Origin of the sequence: Rhodococcus sp. KRD197, from assembly GCF_017168235.1 — a bacterium.
Taxonomy (GTDB): domain Bacteria; phylum Actinomycetota; class Actinomycetes; order Mycobacteriales; family Mycobacteriaceae; genus Rhodococcoides.
Genome location: NZ_JABFAO010000005.1, coordinates 1 through 23,084, shown reverse-complemented (window position 1 = coordinate 23,084; position 23,084 = coordinate 1). Strand labels below are relative to the sequence as shown.

The following is a 23,084-nucleotide window of genomic DNA, read 5'->3' as shown; positions in this document are numbered from 1 at the left end:
GTCACCTCGCGATGAGGTGTCGGCCTGGCGCACATCGGCCGCGCAGGTGTGGTTGGCGAAAGCGTATGCGGGTAACTCGTTCCAGGCGTGACCCCGCAGACATGGAGCGTGATGGCAATGACCGACTCAGGTGAGGCACCCCGAACGGCAGCTGCTGCGCGGGAGATGAACGTGAGCGACAACGGAAGTCAGCATCCGGTTCTCGTGCTCATGGGGGTATCCGGTTCGGGAAAGTCCACCGTGGCCGGAATCCTCGCCGGCGCGCTCAAGTGGGACCTGCAGGAGGGCGACGATCTGCATCCGCCCTCGAACGTCGAGAAGATGGCCTCCGGTCAGCCTCTGACGGACGAGGATCGCTGGCCGTGGCTCGAGACGATTGCCGAGTGGATTCGGGATCACACTGCCAGGCATGAGCCGGGCATCGTGACGTGTTCGGCGCTCAAGCGTCGGTATCGCGATGTCCTGGTGCAGGGGTCCGAGGGGCATGTCGTCTTCGTGCACCTGGCCGGTACGAAGGAGCGGATCAGCGGCAGATTGAACGTGCGGATGGACCACTTCATGCCGAGCAGTCTGCTCGACACGCAGATGAGCACACTCGAGTCGATCGAGCCAGACGAGCACGCCATCGTCGTCGATGTCGGCCCGCCTCCCGCCACGGTCGCAGCGAGCATCATCGCCGAACTCGAGCGGATGCGCGCCTTATGAAGCAGCAGTGCTGGTTTTTAAGCATACGAATGAATGAACGGTTTGCGAAAAGTATGGTTAATGCGCCAAAGTGAAGTGGTTCACGAAAACATCCGTGTAGACAGACGGGTCACAAACCCGAATGAGTCTGCGCTCGTAAGGAGACGTCGATGGTGAGAGGCGCACCGTCCAGGCCGGTCGAACTTCCTGTTCCGACCGCGGACATATGGGATTGGCAACTCGACGGGCTGTGTCGAGGCTTCGACTCGTCCGTGTTCTTCCATCCCGAGGGTGAGCGCGGACGTGCGCGCACGATGCGGGAGCAGAAGGCCAAGGACGTCTGCAACCGCTGCCCGGTGCTGGCCCAGTGCAGATCGCACGCGCTGTCGGTCAACGAGCCGTACGGAGTGTGGGGTGGGATGTCCGCGCACGACCGCGCCGACTTCTACCGAAGCGAACCTCGCCTGGCCTGAGCCACCGTTCGTGTCGGTGGGATCGTGCACCATGTCGAACCATGAACAAGGTCATGCGCGCGACGCTCATCAGTGCGGTCGTCATCACCACGGTGATCGGCATCGCATCGTTCGTTCTCAGTTTCGCGGCGCTCTGGGATCTGGCAACAATGGCGGGAGTGCCACGCACTCTGTCCTGGTTGTGGCCGGTGATCGTCGACGGCACCATTCTGCAGGCCACCATCTCGGTGATCGCCCTGGCGCACCTCGACCGACATCACAGCGGCCGCCGGTTCTTCTGGGCGGTTCTGATCATCGCGGCCCTGGTCAGTATCGGCGCAAATGCGCTGCATGCATTCATCTCCCAGTCGGGAACGTTGCATCCCGCCCTGTCGGCCGCGATCGCGACCGTTGCGCCGGTCAGTCTCCTCGCAGCCACCCACGGGCTCGGCATTCTCGTCCGAGTGCCCACGGTTCGAATGGCGGACACAGCACCCGAATCGGCCGGACAAGATCCCGCACTGCCTGAACAAGCACTGCCTGAACAAGCACTACCTGAGCCGGCACTGCCGGTGATCGGGTCGCCGCTGGTACCGACCGAGCGTGCGGTCGACCTGAAATCAGGGGCGCCCGAGGACCCGCTCGAGGACGTCGATCGCTGGATTCTCGACGAGGACCGCGCGGAAGATCTCTTCCCGGTCGAAGCTCCCTGATGTGGCCGCTGCTGCCCGGCGCTGGCACTATCGAGAAGATGAGCGAAGTAACGCCGCAGGTGCCGGGGCCCGGGCAGGAGTCGGTGTGGGACTATCCTCGACCGCCGCGGCTCGAACAGTCCGATCGGTTGATCACGGTCAGGGTCGACAGTGTTCTCATCGCCGAGACCCGTGCGGCCTGGCGCGTTCTGGAGACGAGCCATCCGCCCACCTGGTACATCCCTCGTGACGACGTCGCTGAGGGTGTCCTCTTTCCTTCGGCGGCGCGCTCGACGCATTGCGAGTGGAAGGGCGCGGCCACGTACTGGGACGTGCACGGCGGCGACGTGAGTCTGGCCGGCGCCGCGTGGAGTTACGAGAGGCCGACCGCCGCTTTTCTGCCCATCACCGGGCACCTCGCATTCTCCCCGAGCCGCCTGCACTGCGAGGTCGATGGCGAACGGGTCATCCCGCAGGAGGGCGGCTTCTACGAGGGCTGGATCACCAGCGACGTCGTCGGCCCCTTCAAAGGCATTCCAGGTAGTTGGGGATGGTGAGCTCAGCACCCGCCGAATTTCTCGTAGTGCACAGCGTCCGCCAGGGGCCGTCGGTCGCGCCACCCGAATCGCTCGAGGTCGGGGACCTGTGCGAACTCGGTGACGGGGCCCACGCATAGCCAGGCGATGGGCCGGACCGGTGAGGGAATGTCGAGCAGATCGGTGAGGAAGCTCTCCTGGTAGAACGAGACCCAGCCGACGCCGATACCTTCCGATATCGCTGCGAGCCAGAGGTTCTGCACGGCGAGTACCGCCGAGAACACGCCGGTGTCGTCTACGGTCGCCCGCCCGAGCACGTGCTTGCCGCCGCGTTCCGGATCGTAGGTGACGACGACACCGGTGCGGCTGGTCTCGATGCCCTCGATCCGGATGGGATCGAAGGTGGCGCGGCGATCCGGGGGCAGCGACTGCGCGAATGCGACCCGCTCAGCGGCGACGTGTTCAGCGAATTGTGCGAGCGTATCCGCGCGGCGAACGACGACGAAGTCCCAGGGTTGGGTGTTTCCCACGCTGGGCGCGTGGTGCGCAGCGTCGAGAATTCGTTGTAGCACGGCGTCGTCGACGCATTCGCCGTTGAACTCGGCGCGAACGTCGCGTCGGGAACGAATGGCGGTGTACACCGGCATCGGCGGATCGTCTCTGCGGGTGTGGCTGTTGCTCATGGGACCTCGGCGTTGTTGCTCAGTTCGGCGTTCAGTGCGGCCACCGATTCGGGGATGTCGAGGGCCGGTACCGGACGTCCGAGATGATATCCCTGCGCGCAGTGGCAGGAGAGTCGTTTGAGGTCCAGCAGGGTTTCGCGGTCCTCCACGCCCTCGGCGGTGATGGTGAGGCCGAGGGTTCGGGCGAGGTCGATGGTGGATCGCACGATGATTCTGTGTGCGTCCACCGTTCTCATGTCGGTCACGAATGCCCTGTCGATCTTCAGTTGCTGCACAGGAAGACGCTGCATGTATGCCAACGAGCTGTATCCGGTGCCGTAATCGTCGATGGCGAGGACGACACCGAGCCGGTGCAGTCGGTCGAGAGATTCGACGGCGACGGGCAGATCGGTGACCGAGGCGGTCTCGGTGATCTCGATGATGAGTGCCTCGGGTGGAGCGCAGGCCAGCTCCAGTGCGCGTCGCACCTGGTCCACCACTCCGAGGTCGAGCAGGTTGCGTGCCGATATGTTCACCGACACTGTCAGGTCGATGCCGTCCCTGCTCCACTTCTGCCGCTGGGTCAATGCCTCGACCAGGACGTATTCGAGCAGGGGGCGGATCAGCGCGGTTCGTTCGGCCATCGGCAGGAACGAATCGGGCTCGACCAGGCCCTTTTCGGGGTGGTTCCAGCGCAGCAATGCCTCCACACCCACGACGCTCATCGACGCCAGCCCCACCTGCACCTGGTAGTAGACCTCGAGTTCACCGCGCTCGATGGCGTTGGCGAGTTCGCCGAGCATGAGCAATGGCCCGCTCTCGTCCCGATCCATCGAACTGTCGTACATCGCGATCCGGGGCTGTCGGTCCTTGGCCGAACTCATGGCGAGGTACGCGTGTCGGCCCAGCTCCTCGGGGGGTGTCTCGGGCGCCGAGGCGGAGCAGCAGGCGATGCCGATACTGCCCTCGACCACGAGGGTTGCGCCTCGTACGTCGACCGGACGCAACAGCGCTGCGTGCATGTCGTGGGCAAGGGTCATCGCGTCCGTTTCGTCTGCACCTACCGCGACGGCGAATTCGTCCGCCCCGACACGGCCGACCGCGCCACGCTCACACACCACTTCGCGGAGTCGGGAACCCACCTCTCGTAGAACTTCGTCGCCGACGCCGTGGCCGAAGGTGTTGTTGATGTCTTTGAATCGGTCCACGTCGAAGAGGAGAACTGTCAAGGGCTGACCTTCGTCAGTGCGTTCGTAGAGCCATCTTTCCAATCCATGGCGGTTCGGCAGGCCCGTGAGGTGGTCGGTTTCGGCGACATTGCGCAAGGTCTGGGTTTGACGGTGCAGCAGCCCGAGAAGTTCGACGACGCGAACGAAGACGAGCACCACCAGCAGCGTGGTGCACAGGACGACGCCCCAGCCCCACTGCGTGATGTCTTCGCCGCGCACGAGCAGGACGGCCATCACCGCGGGGACCGTCAACACCGCCGCGGTGAGAAGCAGGACCGTGGGGGTACCGAACGACGCCGTAAGCCTCGAGTTGCGCCCGCGGGGCTTCGGAGGGGTCAACGTCCGCATGGATGGATGCAGGGCCGCGGTTCCGGCGAGAACGTAGAAGGCCAGAAAGCCGACCCCGACGGCGCCCGCACCGTTGGTCTCGGCGGTGATCGATTCGATATCGACGGCGATGTCGGTGACGAGGGTCGCCACCACAGCCGCGCTCAGCAGGCGGAACGAGACGGACTGCCATTGGCTGGATCCGACGAAGTGCACGAGCAAACCGAGGAGGAACACATCCATGGCCGGGTACACGACGCCGACGAACCCTGCGGTTCGCGCCATGTCTGCCGTCTCCGGTTGGACGACGAACACCCACATGAGGAGCCCGAACGCGATCATCACGATGGTGCTGTTGGCGACGTGACCGAGTTCTCCACGTCGCCCACCCTGATGGACGAGTAGGTACAGTCCTGCCCCCAGCAGCGGGTACCCGAGGAGGTAGATGATGTCCGCGACCGAGATCACGAACACGGTCTCGCTGGTGAACAACTCGCTCAGGTACGCGGCGTCACCGAGCACCCACAGGCCAGACCCGGCTGCGATGAGCATCCAGGCGGTGCGAGATGCCGGTTGGTTGATGTGAATGCCGACCACAATGGCGACAATCGCCGAGATCCCGGTTGCGAAGAAGATCGCCTCCGACACCGTCTCAGGAACGGTGACCAGGTATCCCGCGCCCGCGGCGACCCCGAGCGCGGGGTAGAGCCACCATCTCACCGAGTCCGTCCCTCCCCTGCGTCGTCCTCGGAGCTGCCGTCCTCGGAGCGGCTGTCCTCGACAGCCGCCCCTGAAACATCCCACATTCGGCGTCGCGGTTCACCAAGAACGCGGTGTGATGAAGACCGGTCGAGCGCTCAGGGGAGCAACTGATCGATGAGGGTGTTGCTGTAGATGCGGTGCGGGTCGAGTGTGTTGTAGGTGGCCCTCGCGGTGTCCCAGTTATCGGAGTTCGGGACGCCCTGACGGTAGGTGTTCGGCAGAATCGACTCGATGACCTCGGCGTCCTTGTAGGGGAGTTCGGGGCTGAAAGCCCAGCCCTTGGACCATTCGGGGCGGAACGTCGCCCATGCTCCGGAGTAGTGCGCGCGCATCCACTGCTCCATCTCGCGGTAGAACGCGAACATGCCGGGTGTGTTCGGCACTCCGAGCACGTTGAGCCACACCGCTGTGTCCCACTCGGGGTGGTCGGGTCGGGGTCGCATCGCGGAGATCGTGGGTGCGCCGGCGGAGTCGACGACGACATCGGACGGGTCGTCCATTCCGCAGCAGCGAATCTCGACGGGGCCGTTGATCGGGTACTGGCCGATGGACTGGTAGTACGCCACCCTTGCCTCGAACCATACGGTGAAGTCGTGGACGACCTGGGCGACGTTGCTCCGCGAGGTGACGACCGCACCGCCGCCCTCGGTCAGCAGCAGCGTGCTGGGCTTGATGTAGAACTGAAGGTCCTTGGCCCAACCCCACAGGTCGTAGGAGCCGAATGCGGCCAGTCCCGCCACCGTGGTGCCGTAGAAGACCTGTCCGAACGCCGGTGCGATGAAGGTATTGCCCGCTGTGAGTTGACCGATGAGGTCCGAGGCGATTTCGGGAAGATTGTCCGAGAACGGGTAATTGTACGGTCCGGTCACCGCCCGTGCGGTCGGCGGTTTGTCCGGGGAGATGGACCATACTTTGAGCCAGGGGTTTTCGGTAAACGGGTACCAGATGGCCTCGGCCCGCCCGGTCTGGTCCAGAAAGCTCTCGAACGTCCTGCCCGGCGCACCGGGTACACCGAACATTTCGCGCCACCCGATGTCGGTGTAGCTCTGGCATCGCATGCGGGTGTTCGCACTCGCCTGCAATGTCACCGAGGTCAGGAACGTGCGACCGAGGTGGGCGAGGAGTGGCAGAATCGCGGGCTCGGAGCGGTCGAATGTGCGCAGCGAATACGCGGTTCCGTCCCACACGACCGCCGTCAGTGAGGTGATCAGGTTGCTCAGCGAACCGTATGTGGTTCCGATGGGCGGTGATTCGCCAACGGCAGGCAGTGCAGCACCGTGTGCATCGACGGCCAGCGCCCCCGCGATTGACAGCACACCTGGTGCAGGTACACAGGCCCACCCGAGACCGTTGTCCTCGAGTCGTTGCAGGATCGCCTCGAGCGTGGCACCCGCCCCGGCTGTGACGGTCGAGTCACCGGGGTGAACGACGATACCGTTCAGGTGAACCATCGTGTCCACGAGAACAGTTCGATCGATCGGCTCGCCGTTGACGATGGTCAGCGGAGTCCAACCGTGCATCGCGCCACGGGGACGGATGCGGTAGCCGTTCGCGTGCGCCCAATTCGCCAGCCGAACGACATCCTCGGGACTCGTCGGTGAGCAGGTCCAGATCGCGTCGAGGATGATCTCCTTGGACCAGTTCTGGTAGCGCTGCTGATACAGCGGGATACCGGCGGGAAAGTTCGGGGGAGCAGGGATCGTCGTGTCCGCGCTTCCGAACGGTGCGGCGCCTGCGGGCACTGCCCGCAACACTGACGCAGCGGCGATCGCCCCCGCTCCGGCGGCAATGAACTGTCGACGATTCAACTCTGGCATGGGCTCTCCGTAGTCTTGAAGCTGGTCAGCGGATGGAAAGATTACCGGTGGTGACGATGGTGTCGGCGAGAATCGGGGCATCTTCGCGGTCGGGCACACTCACACCGACGAGAAAGCGGCCGTCCTCGTCCCAGATTCGGCAGGCGAGGGTCTCACCGGGATAGACGACGCCGGCGAAGCGTGTGCCGATGCTGCGGAGAAGTGTGCTGTCGCCGTCGAGCACGGTGTCGGTCACGGCCTTGGCGATCATGGCGTAGGTGCACAGCCCGTGCAGGATCGGACGCGGGAACCCTGCTGCCCGAGCGAATTCCGGATCCGAATGTAGTGGATTGCGATCCCCGCACATGCGGTACATCAGCGCCTGCTGCGGCAGGATCGGTACCGCGACCTCGGCGTCGGGTGTTCGGGTGGGCATCTCGATCTTGTTCGACGGGCCGCGTTCACCGCCGAATCCGCCTTCGCCTCTTGCGAAGATCGATGATCGAGTCCGCCACAGCTCGGTTCCGTCCGGTGCGGTCGTCACCGCTTCCTGCACGATGACGGCGGCGCTGCCCTTGTCCCAGATTTCGGTGATCCGGGTGATCGTCTCGGCTTCTCCGGCGGCGGGGATAGGGCCCGAGGTGATGACCTCCTGGCTCCCGTGCACCACCTTCGCCAGGTCGATGTCGATACCGGGGAACTGCACCCGCGGTGCCTCGGTGGCGTGGAACGTCGCCGCCACGGTGGCAAATGTGGGAAGGACCTGAGGTTTCGCGTCGTCGAGGTAGCGCAACTCCGCGTGATCCAACGGGCGTGATCCAGCGCCGATCGCGAGATGGTAGGTCTGGACGTCGTTCGCGGTCCACGAAAAGCGTTGCGGCGGTAGTGTCGCGCCGATGGCAACGTCCGGGTCGATGCTCACTGCGGTGTTCGCGCGATCATATCGAGTACCGCGAGATAGCCGAATGTCATAGCGGGGCCGATGGTTGCGCCCGGTCCGGCGTACGTGTGGCCCATGACGGGTGCGCTGGCGTTGCCGACGGCGTAGAGCCCATCTATGACGCTGCCGTCGTCCCGCAGCACGCGTGCGTCGGCGTCGGTGACGAGCCCACCCTTGGTGCCGAGGTCGCCGGGCACTATCTTGACCGCGTAGAACGGTGGCTTGTCGAGCACGCCCAGGCTGGGGTTGGGCTTGTTGGTCGGGTCGCCGTAGTACTTGTCGTAGCCACTGTTGCCGCGGCCGAAGTCCTCGTCGACGCCGGTTCGGGCGAAGCCGTTGAAGCGTTGCACCGTCGCTGTGAGCTGCGTGGCTGGGAGCCCGGTCTTCTCGGCGAGTTCGGTGACGGTGTCTGCCTGTACGACCACGCCGGCCTCGAGCCAGCGCGAGGGGAATCGCTTCTTCGGTTGCAGGCCCGCGAAGATGTACCGGTCGCGGTAACGCTGGTCGATGATCATCCACGTCGGGATGTTCTCGCCCGGGCCGTCGCCGACGCCGAACTCTCCGCCGTACATTGCGTGTACGGCTTCGACATACGGGGCGGCTTCGTTGAGGAATCGTGTTCCCGACGCGTTGACCATGATGCCGCCGGGCAGAGTGCGTTCGGCGATGCAGAACCAGGGGCCACCGGTCAGCGGGATGGAAGGTCCCCACCATGCGTCGTCCATGAGTTCGACAGCAGCGCCCAGTTTCTGACCGGCGCGAATCCCGTCGCCGGTGTTTGCTTTCGCCCCGACCGTCCACTCTGTGCCGATGGGTTCGCGCTGGTATTTCTTGCGCATTTCCTCGTTGTGTTCGAAACCGCCGGAGGCGAGCACGACGCCCAGCCTGGCGTGGAAGATTCGACCGTCACCGGTTTCGACGCCGCTGACTCGACCGTTGTCGTCGACGCAGAAGTCGACCATCGGGGTGTCGAGAAGAACGGGAACCTCGGCGTCGAGGAGGCCGGCACGTAGCGCAGCGGCGAGGGCTTGGCCACGGCCGAGCAGGTGCTTGCCGGTGAGTTTCGCTGCCAACCATCGCATTCCGACGCGGAGCACCCGCGCGAGACCGCTGGGGTGACGCCTGAGCAGGTTGATCGTCTTGTAGTCGGCCTGGGTGAGCACGACGTTGAGCGGCGCTTTTCCGTAATCGGGTTCGAGGTTGTCCACCTCGGGTCCCAGGCAGGAGGCGTCGAACGGTGTCGGCTCGATCGACCGGCCGCCGACGCGTCCGCCGGGAGCCTCGGGGTAGTAGTCGGAGTATCCGGGCACCCACTGCATCTTCAGCGGCGAGTTGCGCAGCACGAAGCCGAGCATTTCGGGTCCGCGTTCGAGGTAGGTGTCGATGCGCTCCTTGGAGACGACATCGCCGATGATCGCGTGTAGGTAGTCGCGGGCCGCTTCCGGGGTGTCGTCGACACCGTCAGCCTGCAGTGTCTCGTTGTTGGGGATCCACACGCCCCCGCCGGAGCGGGCGGTGGACCCACCGAAATGCGGTGCCTTCTCGATGACGACGACGCTGGCGCCTCGATGGGCGGCGGTCAGCGCGGCCGTCATGCCGCCGGCACCGCTCCCGACGACGATGATGTCGTATTCATGCTTGCTCATGTAGAACACGTTATAGAATGACCGAGCTGTCAGTCCATGCTTTCTGCCAGGAAGAATCGGATTCGACTACTTCGATAACAAAAACACGTTCTAGTCGATGACGGAGGTATGCGAGTGACCTGGGATCTGAGCACCGACGTAGTAGTGGTCGGCTTCGGAGCGGCCGGAGCGGCGGCATCCATCGAGGCCGCTGCAGGTGGGGCCGATGTCCTCGCGCTCGATCGCTACGAGGGCGGGGGCACCAGCACCATCTCCGGTGGAGTCGTCTACGCGGGCGGCGGAACCTCGATCCAAAGGCGAGCAGGCATCGAGGATAGTCCCGACCAGATGTACGCCTATCTGGAGAAGGAAGTCGGCGATGCGGTGAGCCCGGCAACGCTGCGGCGGTTCTGCGAGGACAGTCCCGCGATGATCGATTGGCTGGCGGACCATGGCGTGCCGTTCGAGGCCTCGCTGTGTCCGTACAAGACCTCCTATCCGAGCAACAAGCACTACCTGTACTACTCCGGGAGCGAGGCGGCCGGTGAATTCCGTGCAGTTGCCACCCCGGCGCCTCGGGGGCATCGGGCGAAGGGCCGGGGCACATCCGGGAAGATGCTCTTCGGGCCGCTCGCGGCCTCGGCTCGGGCGGCGGGGACGAGGGTTGTTCCGCAGACCCGCGCGGTCGCACTGATCGTGTCCGACGGTCGTGTCGTGGGTGTGGAATGTCGTTCGCTGCGGAACGCTCCGGCCCGGATACGTCTGCTGCATCGACGCCTGGGGCTGCTGTCGGCCAAACCTGGGATCTATGCCCCCCAGCTGCGTTACTTCTTCGAGCGCAGGCTGGCGCACATCGAGAAGAAGTACGCCGAAGTGCTCCGCATCAGAGCGCGTCGCGGCGTCGTCCTCAGCGCCGGAGGTTTCATCGCCGACCGGGCGATGATGAAGGCGCACGCACCCCGATACACCGGCGGAATAGCGCTCGGGACAGCCGCGGACGACGGCAGCGGAATCGCCCTCGGCACCGAGATCGGCGCGGCGACCGCAAAACTCGGCAACGTCTCGGCGTGGCGGTTCATCGTTCCGCCCGTGCCGTTCCTGGGATCGTTGTTGGTGAACCGATCCGGTGAGCGAATGGTCGACGAGTCTCGCTACGGCGCTGCTCTGGGCCACGCCATCATCGAGCGCGGGGAAGGCCGGGGATGGCTGCTCGCCGACGCCGACCTGGTCACAGACGCCAAGGCGCAGCTTCCGTCGCAGTCGATGTGGTTCCAGCGCGTCCAGAATGCGGGATTGATGTCCACGGCGAAGCGCGGTGGATCCATCGAAGAGGTGGCCGAGGCAGCGGGAATCGAACCGACCGGGCTCCGCGCCACCGTCGACAAGCACAATGCGGCCATCGCATCCGGGAGTGCGGACCCGTTCGGAAAGCACGACGACTTCCGCAGGCCCGTCGTTCGCCCGCCCTTCACGCTGTACGACGCCGGCATACCTGCGGGCTCGGCCATCGCGAGGATGTCGAACCCGTGTCCGATGATCACCCTCGGTGGACTCGTCGTCGACGAGGCGAGTGGGGGCGTGAAAGACAATGAGGGAGTTGTTGTCGCAGGCCTGTTCGCGGCCGGCCGAACCGCGGTGGGACTGTGCTCCAACTCCTACGTCAGCGGCCTCTCGCTCGCCGATTGCATCTTCTCCGGACGCCGAGCGGGTGCACACGCGGCGCAGGCAGGTTGAGTACCTGTAAAGTAGCGGCCTGGGTCGGGCAACTCACCAGGTGGAGCAGGCAGTGACGAACGACGAAACCACACACGGATCCATTCTGGCCGCGGCAATCGAAGTAGTGGCGGACGCGGGATACAGCTCGGCTTCGCTGGCGGGTATCGCCGGACGCGCGGGCGTGTCGCCAGTGGTCATCGAAGACGAGTTCCCGAGCAAGTCGATGTTGATGGCGGAGGCCGCCGCATGGATCTACGGCGACCAAGCGCACTACATCGGCTCGCGCATAGAGGCCGTACCGGAGGGGCTGCCCCGGGTTCAGACGTACATCAGATCGATGTGTGCCTACTACTACGAGAATCCGCAGCATCTGCGTGCGCTGGGTGCAGTGATCGGCAGCGGCGAACTCGTCGGGCCGCCCAGTGAGCATCCGAGTACGCGCAGGTGGCACGCTCTCGCCGACCTATTGACACAGGGCCAGCGACACGGTCTGCTCGGTGCATTCGATGCGAGGGCGGTCGCGATCATCATCGACGGCGCTATCGACGGACTGATCGCAGAGTGGTCACGCGACCCGACGTTCGACGTCCCCGCGGCAGCGGAGGAACTCGCGGATTTGGTGTCCGCCCTGACCCGGGGCGCAGTCTTCGCGCGGTAGCTGTGCCGGTAGTGGTAGAAACAGGGGCATAAGTCCCCCCGGATCGCTGTCGGAGGGATCTACCGGGCGGAGGTGCCGTGCCGGAACAGTCACCGGTGTGTACGGCACCGCTGCTTCCCCGAGAGCGGAGCAGTAGCGATGGAACTGCACGCATTCCCGATGATCGCGATCATCCTGGCCATTTCCACAGTGGCGGGCTTGATCGCAGTGCGGTTGCGTCAACCACTCATCGTCGCGTTTCTGGTGGTGGGAATCGCCGTCGGACCGGTTGGTGCCGGCTGGGTACGGGCCGACAACACGATAGAACTACTTGCCAAGCTCGGTATTGCGATCCTGCTGTTCCTCGTCGGTCTGCGGCTCGATCTGCACATGATTCGCAGCAGCGGGCCGGTGGCTGTCGCTACCGGCCTGGGACAGGTGATCTTCACCTCCGTGATCGGATACCTGATCGCGATCGCCCTGGGTATGGACATCGTCACCGCCCTGTACATCGCGGTTGCGCTGACCTTCTCGTCCACGATCATCATCGTCAAATTGCTCTCGGACAAACGGGAACTGGACGAGTTGCACGGCCGCATCGCGGTCGGCTTCCTCATCGTTCAAGACATCCTGGTCGTCCTGGTCATGATCGCGCTGACCGCATTCGGGCAGGACACCGGGGACAGTCTCGTCGTGGGCATCGTGACCGTGCTGCTCAAGGGCGCCGGTCTCCTCGGCGGTGCATGGCTGCTGATGCGATACATCCTGCCGTGGCTGCTGCCGTACATCGCGAAGTCCCCGGAACTGCTGGTGCTCTTCGGCGTCTCCTACGCCGTATCGGTGGCAGCGCTGAGTGAGTGGCTCGGATTCAGTTCCGAGGTCGGCGCTTTCCTTGCCGGCGTCTCTCTTGCCAGCACACCGTTTCGCGACGCTCTGGGCGCGAGGCTCGTCAGCCTGCGAGACTTCCTGCTGCTGTTCTTTTTCCTGGATCTGGGATCACGGCTCGAATTCACCGATGCCGCCAAACAGATCGGCGAGGCGGCGATCTTTTCGGCTTTCGTACTGATCGGCAACCCACTGATCGTGATCGTCATCATGGCGGCGATGCGATACCCGGTACGGATCGGTTTCCTTGCCGGACTCACCGTCGCGCAGATATCGGAGTTCTCGCTGATTCTCGCCGCGCTCGGTCTGAGCCTGGGCCACATCACCAACGCCACCGTCAGCCTGATCACCGTCGTCGGTCTCATCACCATCGGTGGCTCCACCTACATGATCATGTACTCGCACCAGCTCTACGCCCGGCTCCGGCCGTGGCTCTCGGTGTTCGAGAGGAAGGGCAACCACGAACCCGACTCCCACCTGGTCGACGAGAACTTCGACGTCATACAGTTCGGCCTGGGCCGGTTCGGCGGTCATCTCGCCGATCGGCTCAGTCACGCCGGTCACCGTGTGCTCGCGGTCGACTTCGATCCGCACAGCGTCAAGACCAACACCCGCGTCGGCGTGACGGCGGTGTTCGGGAGTGCCGAGGACATTCACCTCCTCGAAGCGCTGCCGCTCACTCGCGCGAAACATATCGTCAGCGCGATCCCGAATCTCGAGACCAATCTCGCGCTGCTCGCCGGGTTGATTCATCATGGATACGCAGGATCGATTGCCTTGACCGCCCACACCCGCCATGATGCCGAAGTCCTTCGCGCCGCCGGCGTTCGAACCATCCTCGAACCGTTCTCCGCAGCCGCCGACATCACATCGACAGTGCTCAACGACCTCCTCGCCGACAGTGGCGAGGCCCAGGGCGACGAGGAACAGGGCGACGAAGGGAACGATGACGCGGGACGTCGCTACTGATCGGGGACCGGCAGAATTCCCTCCAACACAGCATGCTCGATCGAGTCCTGCAGGCGCGGACAACTCTCCCGCGTCGCAGAACTGCCCGCGTCCCGAAAGACGGGGCACGTCGCGGTCGGGTTCGACGTCCACTGCACCGACGTCTGCTTGACGCTGTTCTTGCGCACCAACACCGCCGTCCCGCAGGCGCGGCACTCGACAGGAGTCAACCTGGAGTCGAGGTAAGTCTCCTTGTCACGCACGGTCTGTGCATGGACGTCCCGGGCGCGGCCGGGATCGCCTGCGAAATCAGGCGCCTTCGCCCAATTCGACCCATCCGCTACCCCGCGTGTCATACGTCGGCTTTCTCCGCGGCCTGCTTGGCCAGGTTTTCCTCCACCTCGTGCTGCCAGGCCTCGTTGGCCTTCGTGGTGTCCACCTCGAACTCGAACCTGTCGGTCATCTTGGTGTCGACATCTGCGACGTCGACGTAGAACTGGTCGTACCACCGTCGGAGCTGATACACCGGCCCGTCCTCCTCGCAGAGGAGTGGGTTGTCGATCTTGGTCTTGTTCTTCCAGATCTCCACGTCCTGCAGAAAACCGACGCTGATGCCCTCGGTGAACTTCTGGGCCAGCTTCGTTGCCGTCTTGTCATCGATGCCGTCGGGCTTCTGCACCGTGATGCCCCACTGCAACACGAACGAGTTCTGGTCGATCGGGTAGTGGCAGTTGATGAGAACGCTCTTCACGTCGTACCCACCGTAGATGTTGGTCAGCGGATTGATCATGTAGGACGGGCCGTAGTACGAGGCCTCGGATTTGAGCAACGTGTCGCCGCCGTACTGCGAGGCCATGCCGATATCGGGTCTTCCCTTGGTGTTGAGGTACTGCGACGCGATGTGCCCCTCGAAGACGTTCTTGAAGTACGTCGGGAATGCGTAGTGGATGTAGAAGAAATGTGCCATGTCGACGACGTTGTCGACGATCTCGCGGCAGTTGGCGCCCTCGATGACCATCGAGTTCCACGTCCACTCGGTCCAGTCGTCGCTGTACGCGCCGTCGATGCGGGGGATGCTCACCTCGTCGGGCGGCGGATTGCCCTCGGTGTCGTTCCAGACGAACAGCTGCCCGTTCCGTTCGAGGGTCGTCCAGGTGCGGGTGCGGGCCAGTGGCGGCACTCGTCGTGCATACGGAATCTGGGTGCACTTGCCGTTTGCTCCCCACCGCCAGTCGTGGAACGGGCAGGCTATGGCGTCGCCCTTGACCGTGCCCTGGGTGAGGTCGCCGCCCATGTGGCGGCAGTACCCGTCGAGGACGACGATTTTCCCCGACGACTCGGCAAACACCACGAGTTTGGTGCCGAACGCCCTGATCGCATGAGGCTTGCCGTCGGTAAAGGTCTTGACGAGGCCGAGGCAATGCCAGCCGCGGGCGTAGCGCGTCGGTGTCTCGCCCACGTCAATTTCACGAATTTTTGCCATGTTCACTCCTCGGCTTCGCATCGATCGAACACTAGAACACGTTATAGAATCTGGAGCGTATCCGCTACTGACCCGTCGAAATGACTTCTCGACAGTAACGGGAACGTGTTCTAGTCTGAGGAAGAACCCACGGAAGGCAGGAGTAGGCAAAAGTGACTCATGAGGTGATGGAGAGGCTCGACGCCTTGCTGCCCACCCTGCGCGAGCGAGCGCAGGAAACCGAGGACCTACGTCGGCTCCCAGAGGAGACGGTCAAGTCGCTACAGGAGTCGGGCTTCTTCCGTCTGCTGCAACCGGCGCAGTGGGGCGGCTACGAGGAGGACCCGGTCCTGTTCTACTCGGCGGTGAAGAAGATCGCGAGCGCGTGCGGGTCGACAGGTTGGGTGTCCTCGATCATCGGTGTGCACAACTGGCACCTCGCACTGTTCTCGCAGCAGGCGCAGGAGGACGTGTGGGGGCTCGACACCGATGTCCGTATCTCCTCCTCGTACGCACCGATGGGGGCAGGCACCGTCGTCGACGGTGGCTATCGCCTGTCGGGAGCCTGGCAGTGGTCCTCGGGCTGTGATCACGCTTCCTGGGCCATGCTGGGCGGGCCGGTCATCAAGGACGGACGCCCCGTCGACTTCGTCACCTTCCTCGTTCCCCGCGAGGACTACCGCATCGACGACGTCTGGAATGTCGTCGGCCTGCGCGGGACGGGCAGCAACACAGTGGTGGTCGAGGACAAGTTCGTCCCGACGCACCGCGTGCTGAGCTTCAAGAAGATGAACGATCACACGGCCGAGGGCCTCGAACGCAACACCGCGCCGGTATACAGAATGCCCTGGGGAACAATCCATCCGACGACCATTTCGGCACCCATCGTCGGAATGGCAGAGGGCGCGTACGCCGCCCATGTGGAGCATCAGGGCAAGCGTGTTCGCAAGGCTTTCGTCGGCGAAACCGGCAAGGATGATCCGTTCGCGAAGGTCCGCATTGCCGAGGCGAGCAGCGATATCGACGCAGCATGGCGTCAGTTGTCGGGAAATGTGGCCGACGAGTACGCGCTGTTGAAAGCCGGCGAGGAGGTGCCGATGGAGCTCAGGCTCCGTGCCCGACGCGATCAAGTCCGCGCCACTGGTAGATCGGTCGCGTCCATCGACCTGCTGTTCGAGAGCGCAGGAGCAACGGCCTTGCAGAACGGTGCACCGCTGCAACGGTTCTGGCGTGACGCACACGCTGGACGCGTACATGCGGCCAACGATCCGGAGCGGGCGTACCAGATGTTCGGTGGAGGAGAGTTCGGCCTCCCGATCAAGGACACGATGGTATGACCGCGGTGACCGAACACATCACCTACGAGTCCACGTCGAAATACGCTCGTGTACGAGACGATCTCACGCTGCACTACCACGAGGCAGGCGTCGGCAACGAGACCACGATCGTCCTTCTGCACGGCGGAGGACCTGGCGCTTCGGGATGGTCGAACTTCGCGGCAAATATCGAAGTACTCGCGCGGCAGTTCCACGTGTTGTGCGTCGACCAACCGGGATTCGGCAGATCGGACAAACCGACACAGCATCCGCAGTACTTCGTGCACAGCAGTTCGGCGCTGAAGGATCTGCTCGATCATCTCGAGATCGAGCGGGTGCACCTTCTGGGTAATTCGCTGGGCGGCGGCACGGCAGTGCGGTTCGCTCTCGACTATCCGGAGCGTGCAGGAAGATTGGTGCTCATGGGCCCCGGAGGGTTGAGCATCAATCTGTTCGCACCGGACCCGACCGAGGGCGTCAAGAACCTGGGGAATTTCTCCGCGCCCCCTGGGCCGTCGAAGGAAAAGTTGGCAGCGTTCCTGAAGGTGATGGTCTACGACCAATCGCTGATCACCGACGAGTTGGTAGACCAACGGTACGAGCAGGCATCGACGCCGGAGTCGCTGGCAGCGATGAAGGCAATGGGCAAGTCCTTCGCCGGGGCCGACTATGAGAAGGGCATGCTCTGGCGCGAGGCCTACAAACTCCGCCAACGGGTACTGCTGATCTGGGGTCGGGAAGACCGCGTCAACCCCATCGACGGAGCTTTGGTAGCGCTGAAAACCATTCCGCGAGCGCAGCTGCACGTGTTCGGCCGCTGCGGACACTGGGCTCAGGTCGAGGTGGCGGACGAATTCAACCGCCTCACCACCGCATTCTTGACCGAGGGGAATTGAGCCGTGGGAATCAGATCACTCGCCTACATGCGCATCGAGGCAACCGATATGGATGCCTGGCGTCAGTACGGATTGAAAGTCCTCGGCATGGTCGAGGGCAAGGGCGCCGTGCCCGGAGCACTGTACCTGCGCATGGACGATTTTCCGGCGCGCCTGGTGATCGTGCCGGGGGACAAGGACCGCTTGCTGGTATCCGGTTGGGAAACCGCCAATGCTGCCGAGCTGCAAGAGATCCGGACCTCGCTCGACAATGCCGGTGTCCCGTACAAAGAGGGAACCGCCGAGCAGGTGCAGGACCGGCGTGTGGACGAGCTCGTCATCTTCGAGGATCCCTCGGGTAACACCCTCGAAGCCTTTCACGGCGCCGCGCTGGAGCATCGTCGCGTCGTGAGCCCGTACGGACACCGATTCGTCACCGGTGAGCAGGGCCTCGGGCACGTCGTGCTCTCGACCGACGACGACGATGCCTCGCTTCGCTTCTATCGAGACGTTCTCGGATTCCGCCTGCGAGATTCGATGCGACTGCCACCGCAGATGATGGGCCGACCGGCCGATGGCCCACCCGCATGGTTGCGCTTCTTCGGCTGCAACCCGCGGCATCACAGCCTGGCATTTCTGCCGATGCCGACATCGAGCGGCATCGTGCACCTCATGATCGAAGTCGAGAACTCCGACGACGTCGGACTGGCGCTCGATCGCGCCCTGCGCAAGAAGGTGCCGATGTCGGCGACGCTGGGTCGGCACGTCAACGACCTGATGCTGTCGTTCTACATGAAGACACCGGGCGGATTCGACATCGAATTCGGCTGCGAGGGAAGGCAGGTCGAGGATTCGGAGTGGGTCGCTCGGGAGAGCACCGCAGTGAGTCTGTGGGGTCACGACTTCTCGGTGGGAATGAAGTAATGACGTTCGATCCCCGCACCTTCAGAACCGTGCTCGGGCAGTTCTGTACCGGGATCACCATCGTGACAACGGTGGACGAGGACACCCCGGTGGGGTTCGCGTGCCAGTCCTTCGCGGCACTCTCGCTCGACCCCCCTCTAGTGTTGTTCTGCCCGACCAAGAATTCTCGGTCGTGGGCCGCTATCGAACGCAGCGGCCGCTTCGCCGTCAACGTGTTGGGCGAGGATCAGCAGGACACCTGCGCGAGGTTCGGATCGCGCGAACCGGACAAGTTCGCCGGTGTCGGTTGGTCGCCGTCGCCGCTCGGGTCGCCGATTTTGGATGGTTCGCTCGCGCACGTGGACTGCACCACCGAGACGGTCCACGACGGCGGAGATCACGTCATCGTCGTCGGACGCGTGCATTCACTCGGCGAGATCAACGGTGAGCGGCCACTGCTGTTCTATCGGGGCCAGTACACCGGCATCGAGCCGGACAAGACTGTCCCCGCCCCGTGGCGCGACGACCTCGAAGCGTTCCTGACCGCGACGTCCTCGGACACGTGGTTGTGATACGCAGGTATTCTGACCTGCATGATCACGTTCCGACGTGTGGTGCCGGCCGATTTCCCGCTCCTCGGTGAGTGGCTCTCGCAGCCGCACGTCGCCCGGTGGTGGAATCAGGAGTTCACCCCGGAGGCGGTCGAGCGCGATTTCGGTCCCACCTCGCGCGGAGAGGAACCGGCCGAGGACTTCCTGGCGTTCGAAGACGGTGTGGCCTTCGCGCATGCTCAACGCAGCCGTTGGGTGGACTACCCCGAGGAGTCGGCAGCCATCGGTGCATCCGTCGACGTTCCCGGTGATGCCCTCACCATCGACTACTTCATCGGTGAACTTTCGCAGATATCCTCGGGGCGCGGAACCAAGCTGATCGGTGCATTCGTCCGTGACACCTGGGAGACCCACCCTGCCGCACACACGATCATCGTGCCCGTCTCGGCCGGGAACATCGCATCGTGGCGGGTGCTCGAGAAGGTGGGTTTCCGGCGCATCGGCGAGGCACAGCTCGAACCGGACAACCCGATCGACCCGCCATTGCACTACGTGTACCGGCTGGACCGACCGCCTCGTTCATGACACCTCGGCTGCTTCACCGAAGTCATACGCAGCGAAGGCATATGCGTCGAGAGCAGGGCGTGACGCGAGAGCCCCAGTGCTCTGAGTTCGTCGGCGATCGGGTGGTCGCCGAGTTCGAGACGACTGCCGCCTGGACGAGTGCGAACCGTAGCGGGCGTCATCGTCCAGGTGGTTCTCCGCGTCACCCCGTCGAGGCAGGAATAGGCGTCGAGCGGACGGGCGAACATGCGACCAGGTGCCCGAACGCCTGCGGCGATATCGAGTCGGAGAACATCGATGCCGTTCTGGCTCAGCGTCCCTCGAAAGCGTGACCCGAAGGACACGTCGAAGTCGGCCAGTTCCTTGGGGAATCCCCAGATTTTCCTGCCGGCGGCCATCGTGAACTCGCCGTCTACGGGGAGTCGATGGATCAGGACGCCCGATGTCACCGGAAACGCAACGCCGAATTCGTTGTAAGGGCCGAGATCTCCGTCGTCGTAGCGCACGAAGATCAGCGCACACAGTCCGCGCCCGGGTCGAGTCTTCCGAATTGTCAGACCCGAATAGTCGATGGTTCGCTGCGCGACCCCGGCATCGACGCTGTGCAGTGCCATCGCCGAGCGTGCCCGACGGACGTGCACCGGCATGTTCACGCGGGTGCCGAGAACCATATGGGAGGAAACCCCGCTGCTTGCGGGACCAGCGGATTCGCTCATGGTGTTCCTCTCTGACTGCTCACACCCCCATGATAGGAACACGTTCTAGTTTTGGGGTGGGGATCTCGAGGATCGACCAAGCAAGAACAGGGTCGTGTCAGGCCTGAGCGCCTGGGGGAAAGAGTCGAATCATTCCCCTGCAGCCCATGTTTGCGACCATTCCCACAGCGGCTCGAGGGCCTTGCCGAGTCTGACTCCGGCATGTGTCAGCTCGTAGGTACGCGCTGAATTCTTCTCGATAATGCCTGCGTCCTGAAGTAGTCGAAGGCGCTCCGACAGCATGCTCGACGAGCAGTTGTCCATCCGCCGCCGTAGTTCCAGAAATCCAAGCTGGCCGGGTTCGAGCTCCCATAGAACTCGAAGGCTCCATCGCTGCCCGAGAAGGTCCATGGCAGCGTGCGCAGCGGCTGTTGCCTGTGCACCGCCGCCGCGGGAGGGGGTTGACTCACTTGCGCTTCTCATTCAGAAGTACGATAGTTGCTTCGAAATCAGAAGCGTTTGCCGCGTTCGGGAGAAAGCGATGTGATCGGTATGGCGACAATGGAACGAAGCGGACGAGTATCGCTGGTGACCGGTTCGTCGAGGGGAATCGGAGCCGAGGTGGCACGCCGACTCGCAGCAAGCGGTGACGTCGTCATCGTCAACTACCGGGAGAAGCGGGCCCGCGCAGAGAAAGTTGTTGCCGAGATCGAGCGAACCGGTGGTTGCGCTGCGGCGATCGGCGCGGATCTGTCCGATGAATCCAACGTTGTGTCGATGATCTCCGACATCGAGCGCAGGTTCGGTCACCTCGATGTGGTGGTGTTGAACGCATCGGGTGGACTCGAGCGGAACGCTGATCCGGACTACGCGATGCGGCTCAATCGCGACGCACAGGTACAGGTCATAGACCATGCGCAGCCAATTCTGAGACGAGGGGGCCGCGTCGTATTCGTCACCAGTCACCAATCACACTTCGTCGGCCAACAGCCCGTACCGGACGAGTACGCCCCCATTGCGCGAAGCAAACGAGCGGGTGAAGACGCTCTGCGAAAGATGATTCCACAGCTCCGCGACCGTGGAGTCGATCTCACGGTGGTCTCTGGGGACATGATCGACGGGACAATTATTGTCCGGTTGCTCGAACGACGAAATCCCGAAGCAGTGTCGGCCCGACGGAAACACGGCGAACTACCGACGATCGAAGAATTTGCTGCAACGGTTGTCAACGCCTCGACCGCGGCTGTCGAATCCGGCCACACCTTTTATGTCGGCGGCGCTGACTATCTCTTGCCGACCGAACACGTTCGCTAGCGTGCGGGGACATAATCGCGCCGGGAACAGATCGCGGCAACCCACGACAGTCAGAACGGTGGGGGTTGGTGTTGTTCGCGGATTCTGAGTATTGCTTTGTGTTCTCGGAACCTGCGGCGGATCTTTCGGATGCGGCTTCGGGCTTCATTGGTGGTTGCAGCGCGTTGCTCGGTAATGGTCGGTGGGTCCTGGCCTTCGGGGATGTTCTTCTCCCACCACGTTTCCGAGGTGTGATCGATCGCGGGCACCCGTTTCCTCCGTCGTACGGGATGCACGGTGGTGGGTAACGCGAACTCCGGCAGGGTGATCCGCACGATCCCGGCGCGCGAGGTCCACACGATCGCACCATGGGCATGCATCACCGCCGTCCACATCCGCGCGGTCTTCGCTTGATGATGGCAGGTGCACAACGGCTGCAGGTTCGAGGCGATCGTCCAGCCACCTGCCTCGGGACTGCCGTGATCGAACGGGACGATGTGGTCGAGCTCGCACCGCTCGGCAGGTACCTCACACCCGGGAAATGCGCAGCACCGGTACGCCATCCGCACCAACGCCGAGGTCACCGTGTTCGGTCGATACACCAACCCCGCAGCCGGCGGCACCAGCAGACCCCCATGACCATCCGGAAACACCCCAGGATGCGAAGGGTTCTGCTCCACCATCGCCGACAACACCGCAGCGTACCGACTCAGCGCGCTCTCGTCGGGCAGCATCGCAGGTGGCGTACCGATCGGCGCCACACACGAGAAATCCGGTAGCACGGCCGCGGGACCGGACCGTCCGCGCCCGAGCACCCGCATCAACGCCAGCGGCACCCCGCCGGGGGTAGTAGGAGTCTCTGATTCACCGTGCGTCGGCTTTGGTTCGGCCGTGTTCCCGGGGTTGCCAGGTGTTTCGGGGTTTGCGGGTTTTTCGGGGTTGTCGGGTGTTTCGGGGTTGCGTGTTGCTTCGAGGACAGTGACCAGCTCGGTGAGAATCGCCTGCCACCGAGCATCGCCGGCCAGGGTGCGCACCACATCCGGGTTCACCGCTGTCCCGTCGGCCAACGTGGCCGGTTCCGAGGTCAACCCGAGCAAGGTCTCCACCCCGATCATGATCTGAAGCAGGTGCCCGCGTCTGGGCGGTTGCCCGTCGGCGAGTCCCGCGGCGGGGCAGTCGGCACCGGTGCTGCAGGTGCATTCGAGGGCATGCTCACCGTGCAGCAGCGCGATCAGTCCGTCGACCCGTAGTTGCGGGCGAGAGCGTGGGTCGTTCTTGCAGACCGTGTCGGCGATCTCGGAGATCAACTGCTCGGCCTCGGCGCCCTGCAGGTCCGTCATGTGCGCAGTCAGCTGCGCCATACCGTGGTCTTTCGGATCGACGGTAACCCTCGCGTCCAGTTTCTTGGACTCGTGCTGTGCTCGGGTTGCCTCGTCCTCGTCGAACCGCATCCACAGATGCCAGATCCGTTTACGTAGCGATCGCGGGTTCAGCCGTTCCGCCGCGGCAACGCATTGGTGTTCGATGGCTCTGA

General features: G+C 63.8%; 23 protein-coding genes. 13 read left to right on the top strand and 10 right to left on the bottom strand.

Annotated elements, in window-relative coordinates; translation table 11 throughout:
• Positions 1 to 165 precede the first annotated feature (165 nt).
• The 4 genes from J1M86_RS12140 (at position 166) to J1M86_RS12125 (ending at position 2,385) form a co-directional block, all read left to right on the top strand.
• Positions 166 to 705: a gluconokinase gene (locus J1M86_RS12140; RefSeq protein WP_075839489.1), complete on the top strand. Its 540-nt coding sequence runs from the start codon at positions 166 to 168 to the stop codon at positions 703 to 705.
• A gap of 149 nt (positions 706 to 854) precedes the next feature.
• Positions 855 to 1,157: a WhiB family transcriptional regulator gene (locus tag J1M86_RS12135; protein WP_075839466.1), complete on the top strand. Its 303-nt coding sequence runs from the start codon at positions 855 to 857 to the stop codon at positions 1,155 to 1,157.
• A gap of 41 nt (positions 1,158 to 1,198) precedes the next feature.
• Positions 1,199 to 1,849, top strand: coding sequence for a DUF2637 domain-containing protein (locus J1M86_RS12130; protein WP_206510082.1), 651 nt, complete (start codon positions 1,199 to 1,201; stop codon positions 1,847 to 1,849).
• 38 nt (positions 1,850 to 1,887) lie between these two features.
• Positions 1,888 to 2,385 carry a DUF427 domain-containing protein gene (locus tag J1M86_RS12125; RefSeq protein WP_083667750.1) on the top strand — a complete coding sequence of 166 codons (498 nt, stop codon included), beginning with the start codon at positions 1,888 to 1,890 and terminating at the stop codon, positions 2,383 to 2,385.
• Between the two features lie 2 nt (positions 2,386 to 2,387).
• Here the strand turns inward: J1M86_RS12125 and bluB are convergent, their stop codons facing one another.
• The 5 genes from bluB to kstD all read right to left on the bottom strand — a co-directional run bounded on the left by bluB (position 2,388) and on the right by kstD (position 9,726).
• Positions 2,388 to 3,047: a 5,6-dimethylbenzimidazole synthase gene (gene bluB / locus J1M86_RS12120; protein WP_075839469.1), complete on the bottom strand. Its 660-nt coding sequence runs from the start codon at positions 3,045 to 3,047 to the stop codon at positions 2,388 to 2,390.
• Complete coding sequence (locus tag J1M86_RS12115) at positions 3,044 to 5,302, bottom strand: bifunctional diguanylate cyclase/phosphodiesterase (protein WP_206510081.1); 2,259 nt, start codon at positions 5,300 to 5,302, stop codon at positions 3,044 to 3,046. The genes bluB and J1M86_RS12115 overlap by 4 nt, the downstream gene beginning before the upstream one ends.
• A 137-nt stretch (positions 5,303 to 5,439) precedes the next feature.
• Positions 5,440 to 7,161, bottom strand: a complete 1,722-nt coding sequence (locus J1M86_RS12110) for a cholesterol oxidase substrate-binding domain-containing protein (RefSeq protein ID WP_206510080.1) — start codon at positions 7,159 to 7,161, stop codon at positions 5,440 to 5,442.
• A 25-nt stretch (positions 7,162 to 7,186) separates the two neighbouring features.
• Positions 7,187 to 8,062, bottom strand: a complete 876-nt coding sequence (locus tag J1M86_RS12105) for a MaoC/PaaZ C-terminal domain-containing protein (protein WP_206510079.1) — start codon at positions 8,060 to 8,062, stop codon at positions 7,187 to 7,189.
• Positions 8,059 to 9,726 carry a 3-oxosteroid 1-dehydrogenase gene (kstD, locus tag J1M86_RS12100; RefSeq protein WP_206510078.1) on the bottom strand — a complete coding sequence of 556 codons (1,668 nt, stop codon included), beginning with the start codon at positions 9,724 to 9,726 and terminating at the stop codon, positions 8,059 to 8,061. Before kstD ends, J1M86_RS12105 begins: the two co-directional genes overlap by 4 nt.
• Positions 9,727 to 9,834: 108 nt before the next feature.
• On the opposite strand from kstD, the gene J1M86_RS12095 reads away from it, so the two are divergent.
• The 3 genes from J1M86_RS12095 (at position 9,835) to J1M86_RS12085 (ending at position 13,912) form a co-directional block, all read left to right on the top strand.
• Entirely contained in the window at positions 9,835 to 11,439 is a 1,605-nt protein-coding gene (locus J1M86_RS12095; RefSeq protein WP_206510077.1) for an FAD-binding protein, read from the top strand.
• Positions 11,440 to 11,491: 52 nt separating this feature from the next.
• Positions 11,492 to 12,079: a TetR/AcrR family transcriptional regulator gene (locus tag J1M86_RS12090; protein WP_206510076.1), complete on the top strand. Its 588-nt coding sequence runs from the start codon at positions 11,492 to 11,494 to the stop codon at positions 12,077 to 12,079.
• A gap of 138 nt (positions 12,080 to 12,217) precedes the next feature.
• On the top strand, positions 12,218 to 13,912 hold the full coding sequence (locus J1M86_RS12085; RefSeq protein WP_206510075.1) for a cation:proton antiporter: 1,695 nt from the start codon (positions 12,218 to 12,220) through the stop codon (positions 13,910 to 13,912).
• Here the strand turns inward: J1M86_RS12085 and J1M86_RS12080 are convergent.
• Together J1M86_RS12080 and J1M86_RS12075 are read right to left on the bottom strand one after the other, a co-directional pair.
• Positions 13,906 to 14,247, bottom strand: a complete 342-nt coding sequence (locus tag J1M86_RS12080; protein WP_206510074.1) for a hypothetical protein — start codon at positions 14,245 to 14,247, stop codon at positions 13,906 to 13,908. The two genes, J1M86_RS12085 and J1M86_RS12080, sit on opposite strands and share 7 nt — an antisense overlap.
• Positions 14,244 to 15,374 carry a Rieske 2Fe-2S domain-containing protein gene (locus J1M86_RS12075; protein WP_206510073.1) on the bottom strand — a complete coding sequence of 377 codons (1,131 nt, stop codon included), beginning with the start codon at positions 15,372 to 15,374 and terminating at the stop codon, positions 14,244 to 14,246. The genes J1M86_RS12080 and J1M86_RS12075 overlap by 4 nt, the downstream gene beginning before the upstream one ends.
• Positions 15,375 to 15,541: 167 nt before the next feature.
• On the opposite strand from J1M86_RS12075, the gene hsaA reads away from it, so the two are divergent.
• From hsaA to J1M86_RS12050, 5 genes are read left to right on the top strand one after another with little or no spacing between them, the layout of a single operon-like run.
• Positions 15,542 to 16,690 carry a 3-hydroxy-9,10-secoandrosta-1,3,5(10)-triene-9,17-dione monooxygenase oxygenase subunit gene (hsaA, locus tag J1M86_RS12070; RefSeq protein WP_075839475.1) on the top strand — a complete coding sequence of 383 codons (1,149 nt, stop codon included), beginning with the start codon at positions 15,542 to 15,544 and terminating at the stop codon, positions 16,688 to 16,690.
• Positions 16,687 to 17,565, top strand: coding sequence for a 4,5:9,10-diseco-3-hydroxy-5,9,17-trioxoandrosta-1(10),2-diene-4-oate hydrolase (gene hsaD / locus J1M86_RS12065; RefSeq protein ID WP_206510072.1), 879 nt, complete (start codon positions 16,687 to 16,689; stop codon positions 17,563 to 17,565). The genes hsaA and hsaD overlap by 4 nt, the downstream gene beginning before the upstream one ends.
• A gap of 3 nt (positions 17,566 to 17,568) precedes the next feature.
• Positions 17,569 to 18,468 carry an iron-dependent extradiol dioxygenase HsaC gene (gene hsaC, locus J1M86_RS12060; RefSeq protein WP_206510071.1) on the top strand — a complete coding sequence of 300 codons (900 nt, stop codon included), beginning with the start codon at positions 17,569 to 17,571 and terminating at the stop codon, positions 18,466 to 18,468.
• The gene (hsaB, locus tag J1M86_RS12055) at positions 18,468 to 19,019 is read left to right on the top strand and encodes a 3-hydroxy-9,10-secoandrosta-1,3,5(10)-triene-9,17-dione monooxygenase reductase subunit (RefSeq protein WP_075839477.1); all 552 of its coding nucleotides are present in this window, start codon (positions 18,468 to 18,470) and stop codon (positions 19,017 to 19,019) included. Before hsaC ends, hsaB begins: the two co-directional genes overlap by 1 nt.
• Before the next feature lie 21 nt (positions 19,020 to 19,040).
• Positions 19,041 to 19,583 carry a GNAT family N-acetyltransferase gene (locus J1M86_RS12050; RefSeq protein ID WP_206510070.1) on the top strand — a complete coding sequence of 181 codons (543 nt, stop codon included), beginning with the start codon at positions 19,041 to 19,043 and terminating at the stop codon, positions 19,581 to 19,583.
• On the opposite strand, the gene J1M86_RS12045 is transcribed toward J1M86_RS12050, so the two are convergent.
• Complete coding sequence (locus J1M86_RS12045) at positions 19,547 to 20,278, bottom strand: acetoacetate decarboxylase family protein (protein ID WP_241260004.1); 732 nt, start codon at positions 20,276 to 20,278, stop codon at positions 19,547 to 19,549. The genes J1M86_RS12050 and J1M86_RS12045 overlap by 37 nt on opposite strands.
• Positions 20,279 to 20,407: 129 nt before the next feature.
• A complete protein-coding gene (locus J1M86_RS12040; protein ID WP_241260003.1) occupies positions 20,408 to 20,740 on the bottom strand; it encodes a helix-turn-helix domain-containing protein in 333 nt (110 codons plus the stop codon).
• Positions 20,741 to 20,809: 69 nt separating this feature from the next.
• On the opposite strand from J1M86_RS12040, the gene J1M86_RS12035 reads away from it, so the two are divergent.
• A complete protein-coding gene (locus J1M86_RS12035; RefSeq protein WP_241260002.1) occupies positions 20,810 to 21,571 on the top strand; it encodes an SDR family oxidoreductase in 762 nt (253 codons plus the stop codon).
• A gap of 50 nt (positions 21,572 to 21,621) precedes the next feature.
• Here J1M86_RS12035 and J1M86_RS12030 read toward each other — a convergent pair.
• A partial coding sequence (locus J1M86_RS12030; RefSeq protein ID WP_206510069.1) for an HNH endonuclease signature motif containing protein occupies positions 21,622 to 23,084 on the bottom strand: 1,463 nt, incomplete at its 5' end.

Bases quoted from the DNA above. Each gene is read 5' to 3' on its own strand.
- hsaB (WP_075839477.1), top strand. From the start codon at position 18,468: ATGACGTTCGATCCCCGCACCTTCAGAACCGTGCTCGGGCAGTTCTGT.
- kstD (WP_206510078.1), bottom strand. From the start codon at position 9,726: ATGAGCAAGCATGAATACGACATCATCGTCGTCGGGAGCGGTGCCGGC.
- J1M86_RS12050 (WP_206510070.1), top strand. From the start codon at position 19,041: ATGATCACGTTCCGACGTGTGGTGCCGGCCGATTTCCCGCTCCTCGGT.
- J1M86_RS12135 (WP_075839466.1), top strand. From the start codon at position 855: ATGGTGAGAGGCGCACCGTCCAGGCCGGTCGAACTTCCTGTTCCGACC.
- J1M86_RS12095 (WP_206510077.1), top strand. From the start codon at position 9,835: ATGCGAGTGACCTGGGATCTGAGCACCGACGTAGTAGTGGTCGGCTTC.
- J1M86_RS12110 (WP_206510080.1), bottom strand. From the start codon at position 7,161: ATGCCAGAGTTGAATCGTCGACAGTTCATTGCCGCCGGAGCGGGGGCG.
- J1M86_RS12045 (WP_241260004.1), bottom strand. From the start codon at position 20,278: ATGAGCGAATCCGCTGGTCCCGCAAGCAGCGGGGTTTCCTCCCATATG.
- bluB (WP_075839469.1), bottom strand. From the start codon at position 3,047: ATGAGCAACAGCCACACCCGCAGAGACGATCCGCCGATGCCGGTGTAC.
- J1M86_RS12140 (WP_075839489.1), top strand. From the start codon at position 166: ATGAACGTGAGCGACAACGGAAGTCAGCATCCGGTTCTCGTGCTCATG.
- J1M86_RS12075 (WP_206510073.1), bottom strand. From the start codon at position 15,374: ATGGCAAAAATTCGTGAAATTGACGTGGGCGAGACACCGACGCGCTAC.
- hsaD (WP_206510072.1), top strand. From the start codon at position 16,687: ATGACCGCGGTGACCGAACACATCACCTACGAGTCCACGTCGAAATAC.
- J1M86_RS12125 (WP_083667750.1), top strand. From the start codon at position 1,888: ATGAGCGAAGTAACGCCGCAGGTGCCGGGGCCCGGGCAGGAGTCGGTG.
- hsaA (WP_075839475.1), top strand. From the start codon at position 15,542: ATGGAGAGGCTCGACGCCTTGCTGCCCACCCTGCGCGAGCGAGCGCAG.
- J1M86_RS12040 (WP_241260003.1), bottom strand. From the start codon at position 20,740: ATGAGAAGCGCAAGTGAGTCAACCCCCTCCCGCGGCGGCGGTGCACAG.
- J1M86_RS12130 (WP_206510082.1), top strand. From the start codon at position 1,199: ATGAACAAGGTCATGCGCGCGACGCTCATCAGTGCGGTCGTCATCACC.
- J1M86_RS12080 (WP_206510074.1), bottom strand. From the start codon at position 14,247: ATGACACGCGGGGTAGCGGATGGGTCGAATTGGGCGAAGGCGCCTGAT.
- J1M86_RS12035 (WP_241260002.1), top strand. From the start codon at position 20,810: ATGGCGACAATGGAACGAAGCGGACGAGTATCGCTGGTGACCGGTTCG.
- J1M86_RS12085 (WP_206510075.1), top strand. From the start codon at position 12,218: ATGGAACTGCACGCATTCCCGATGATCGCGATCATCCTGGCCATTTCC.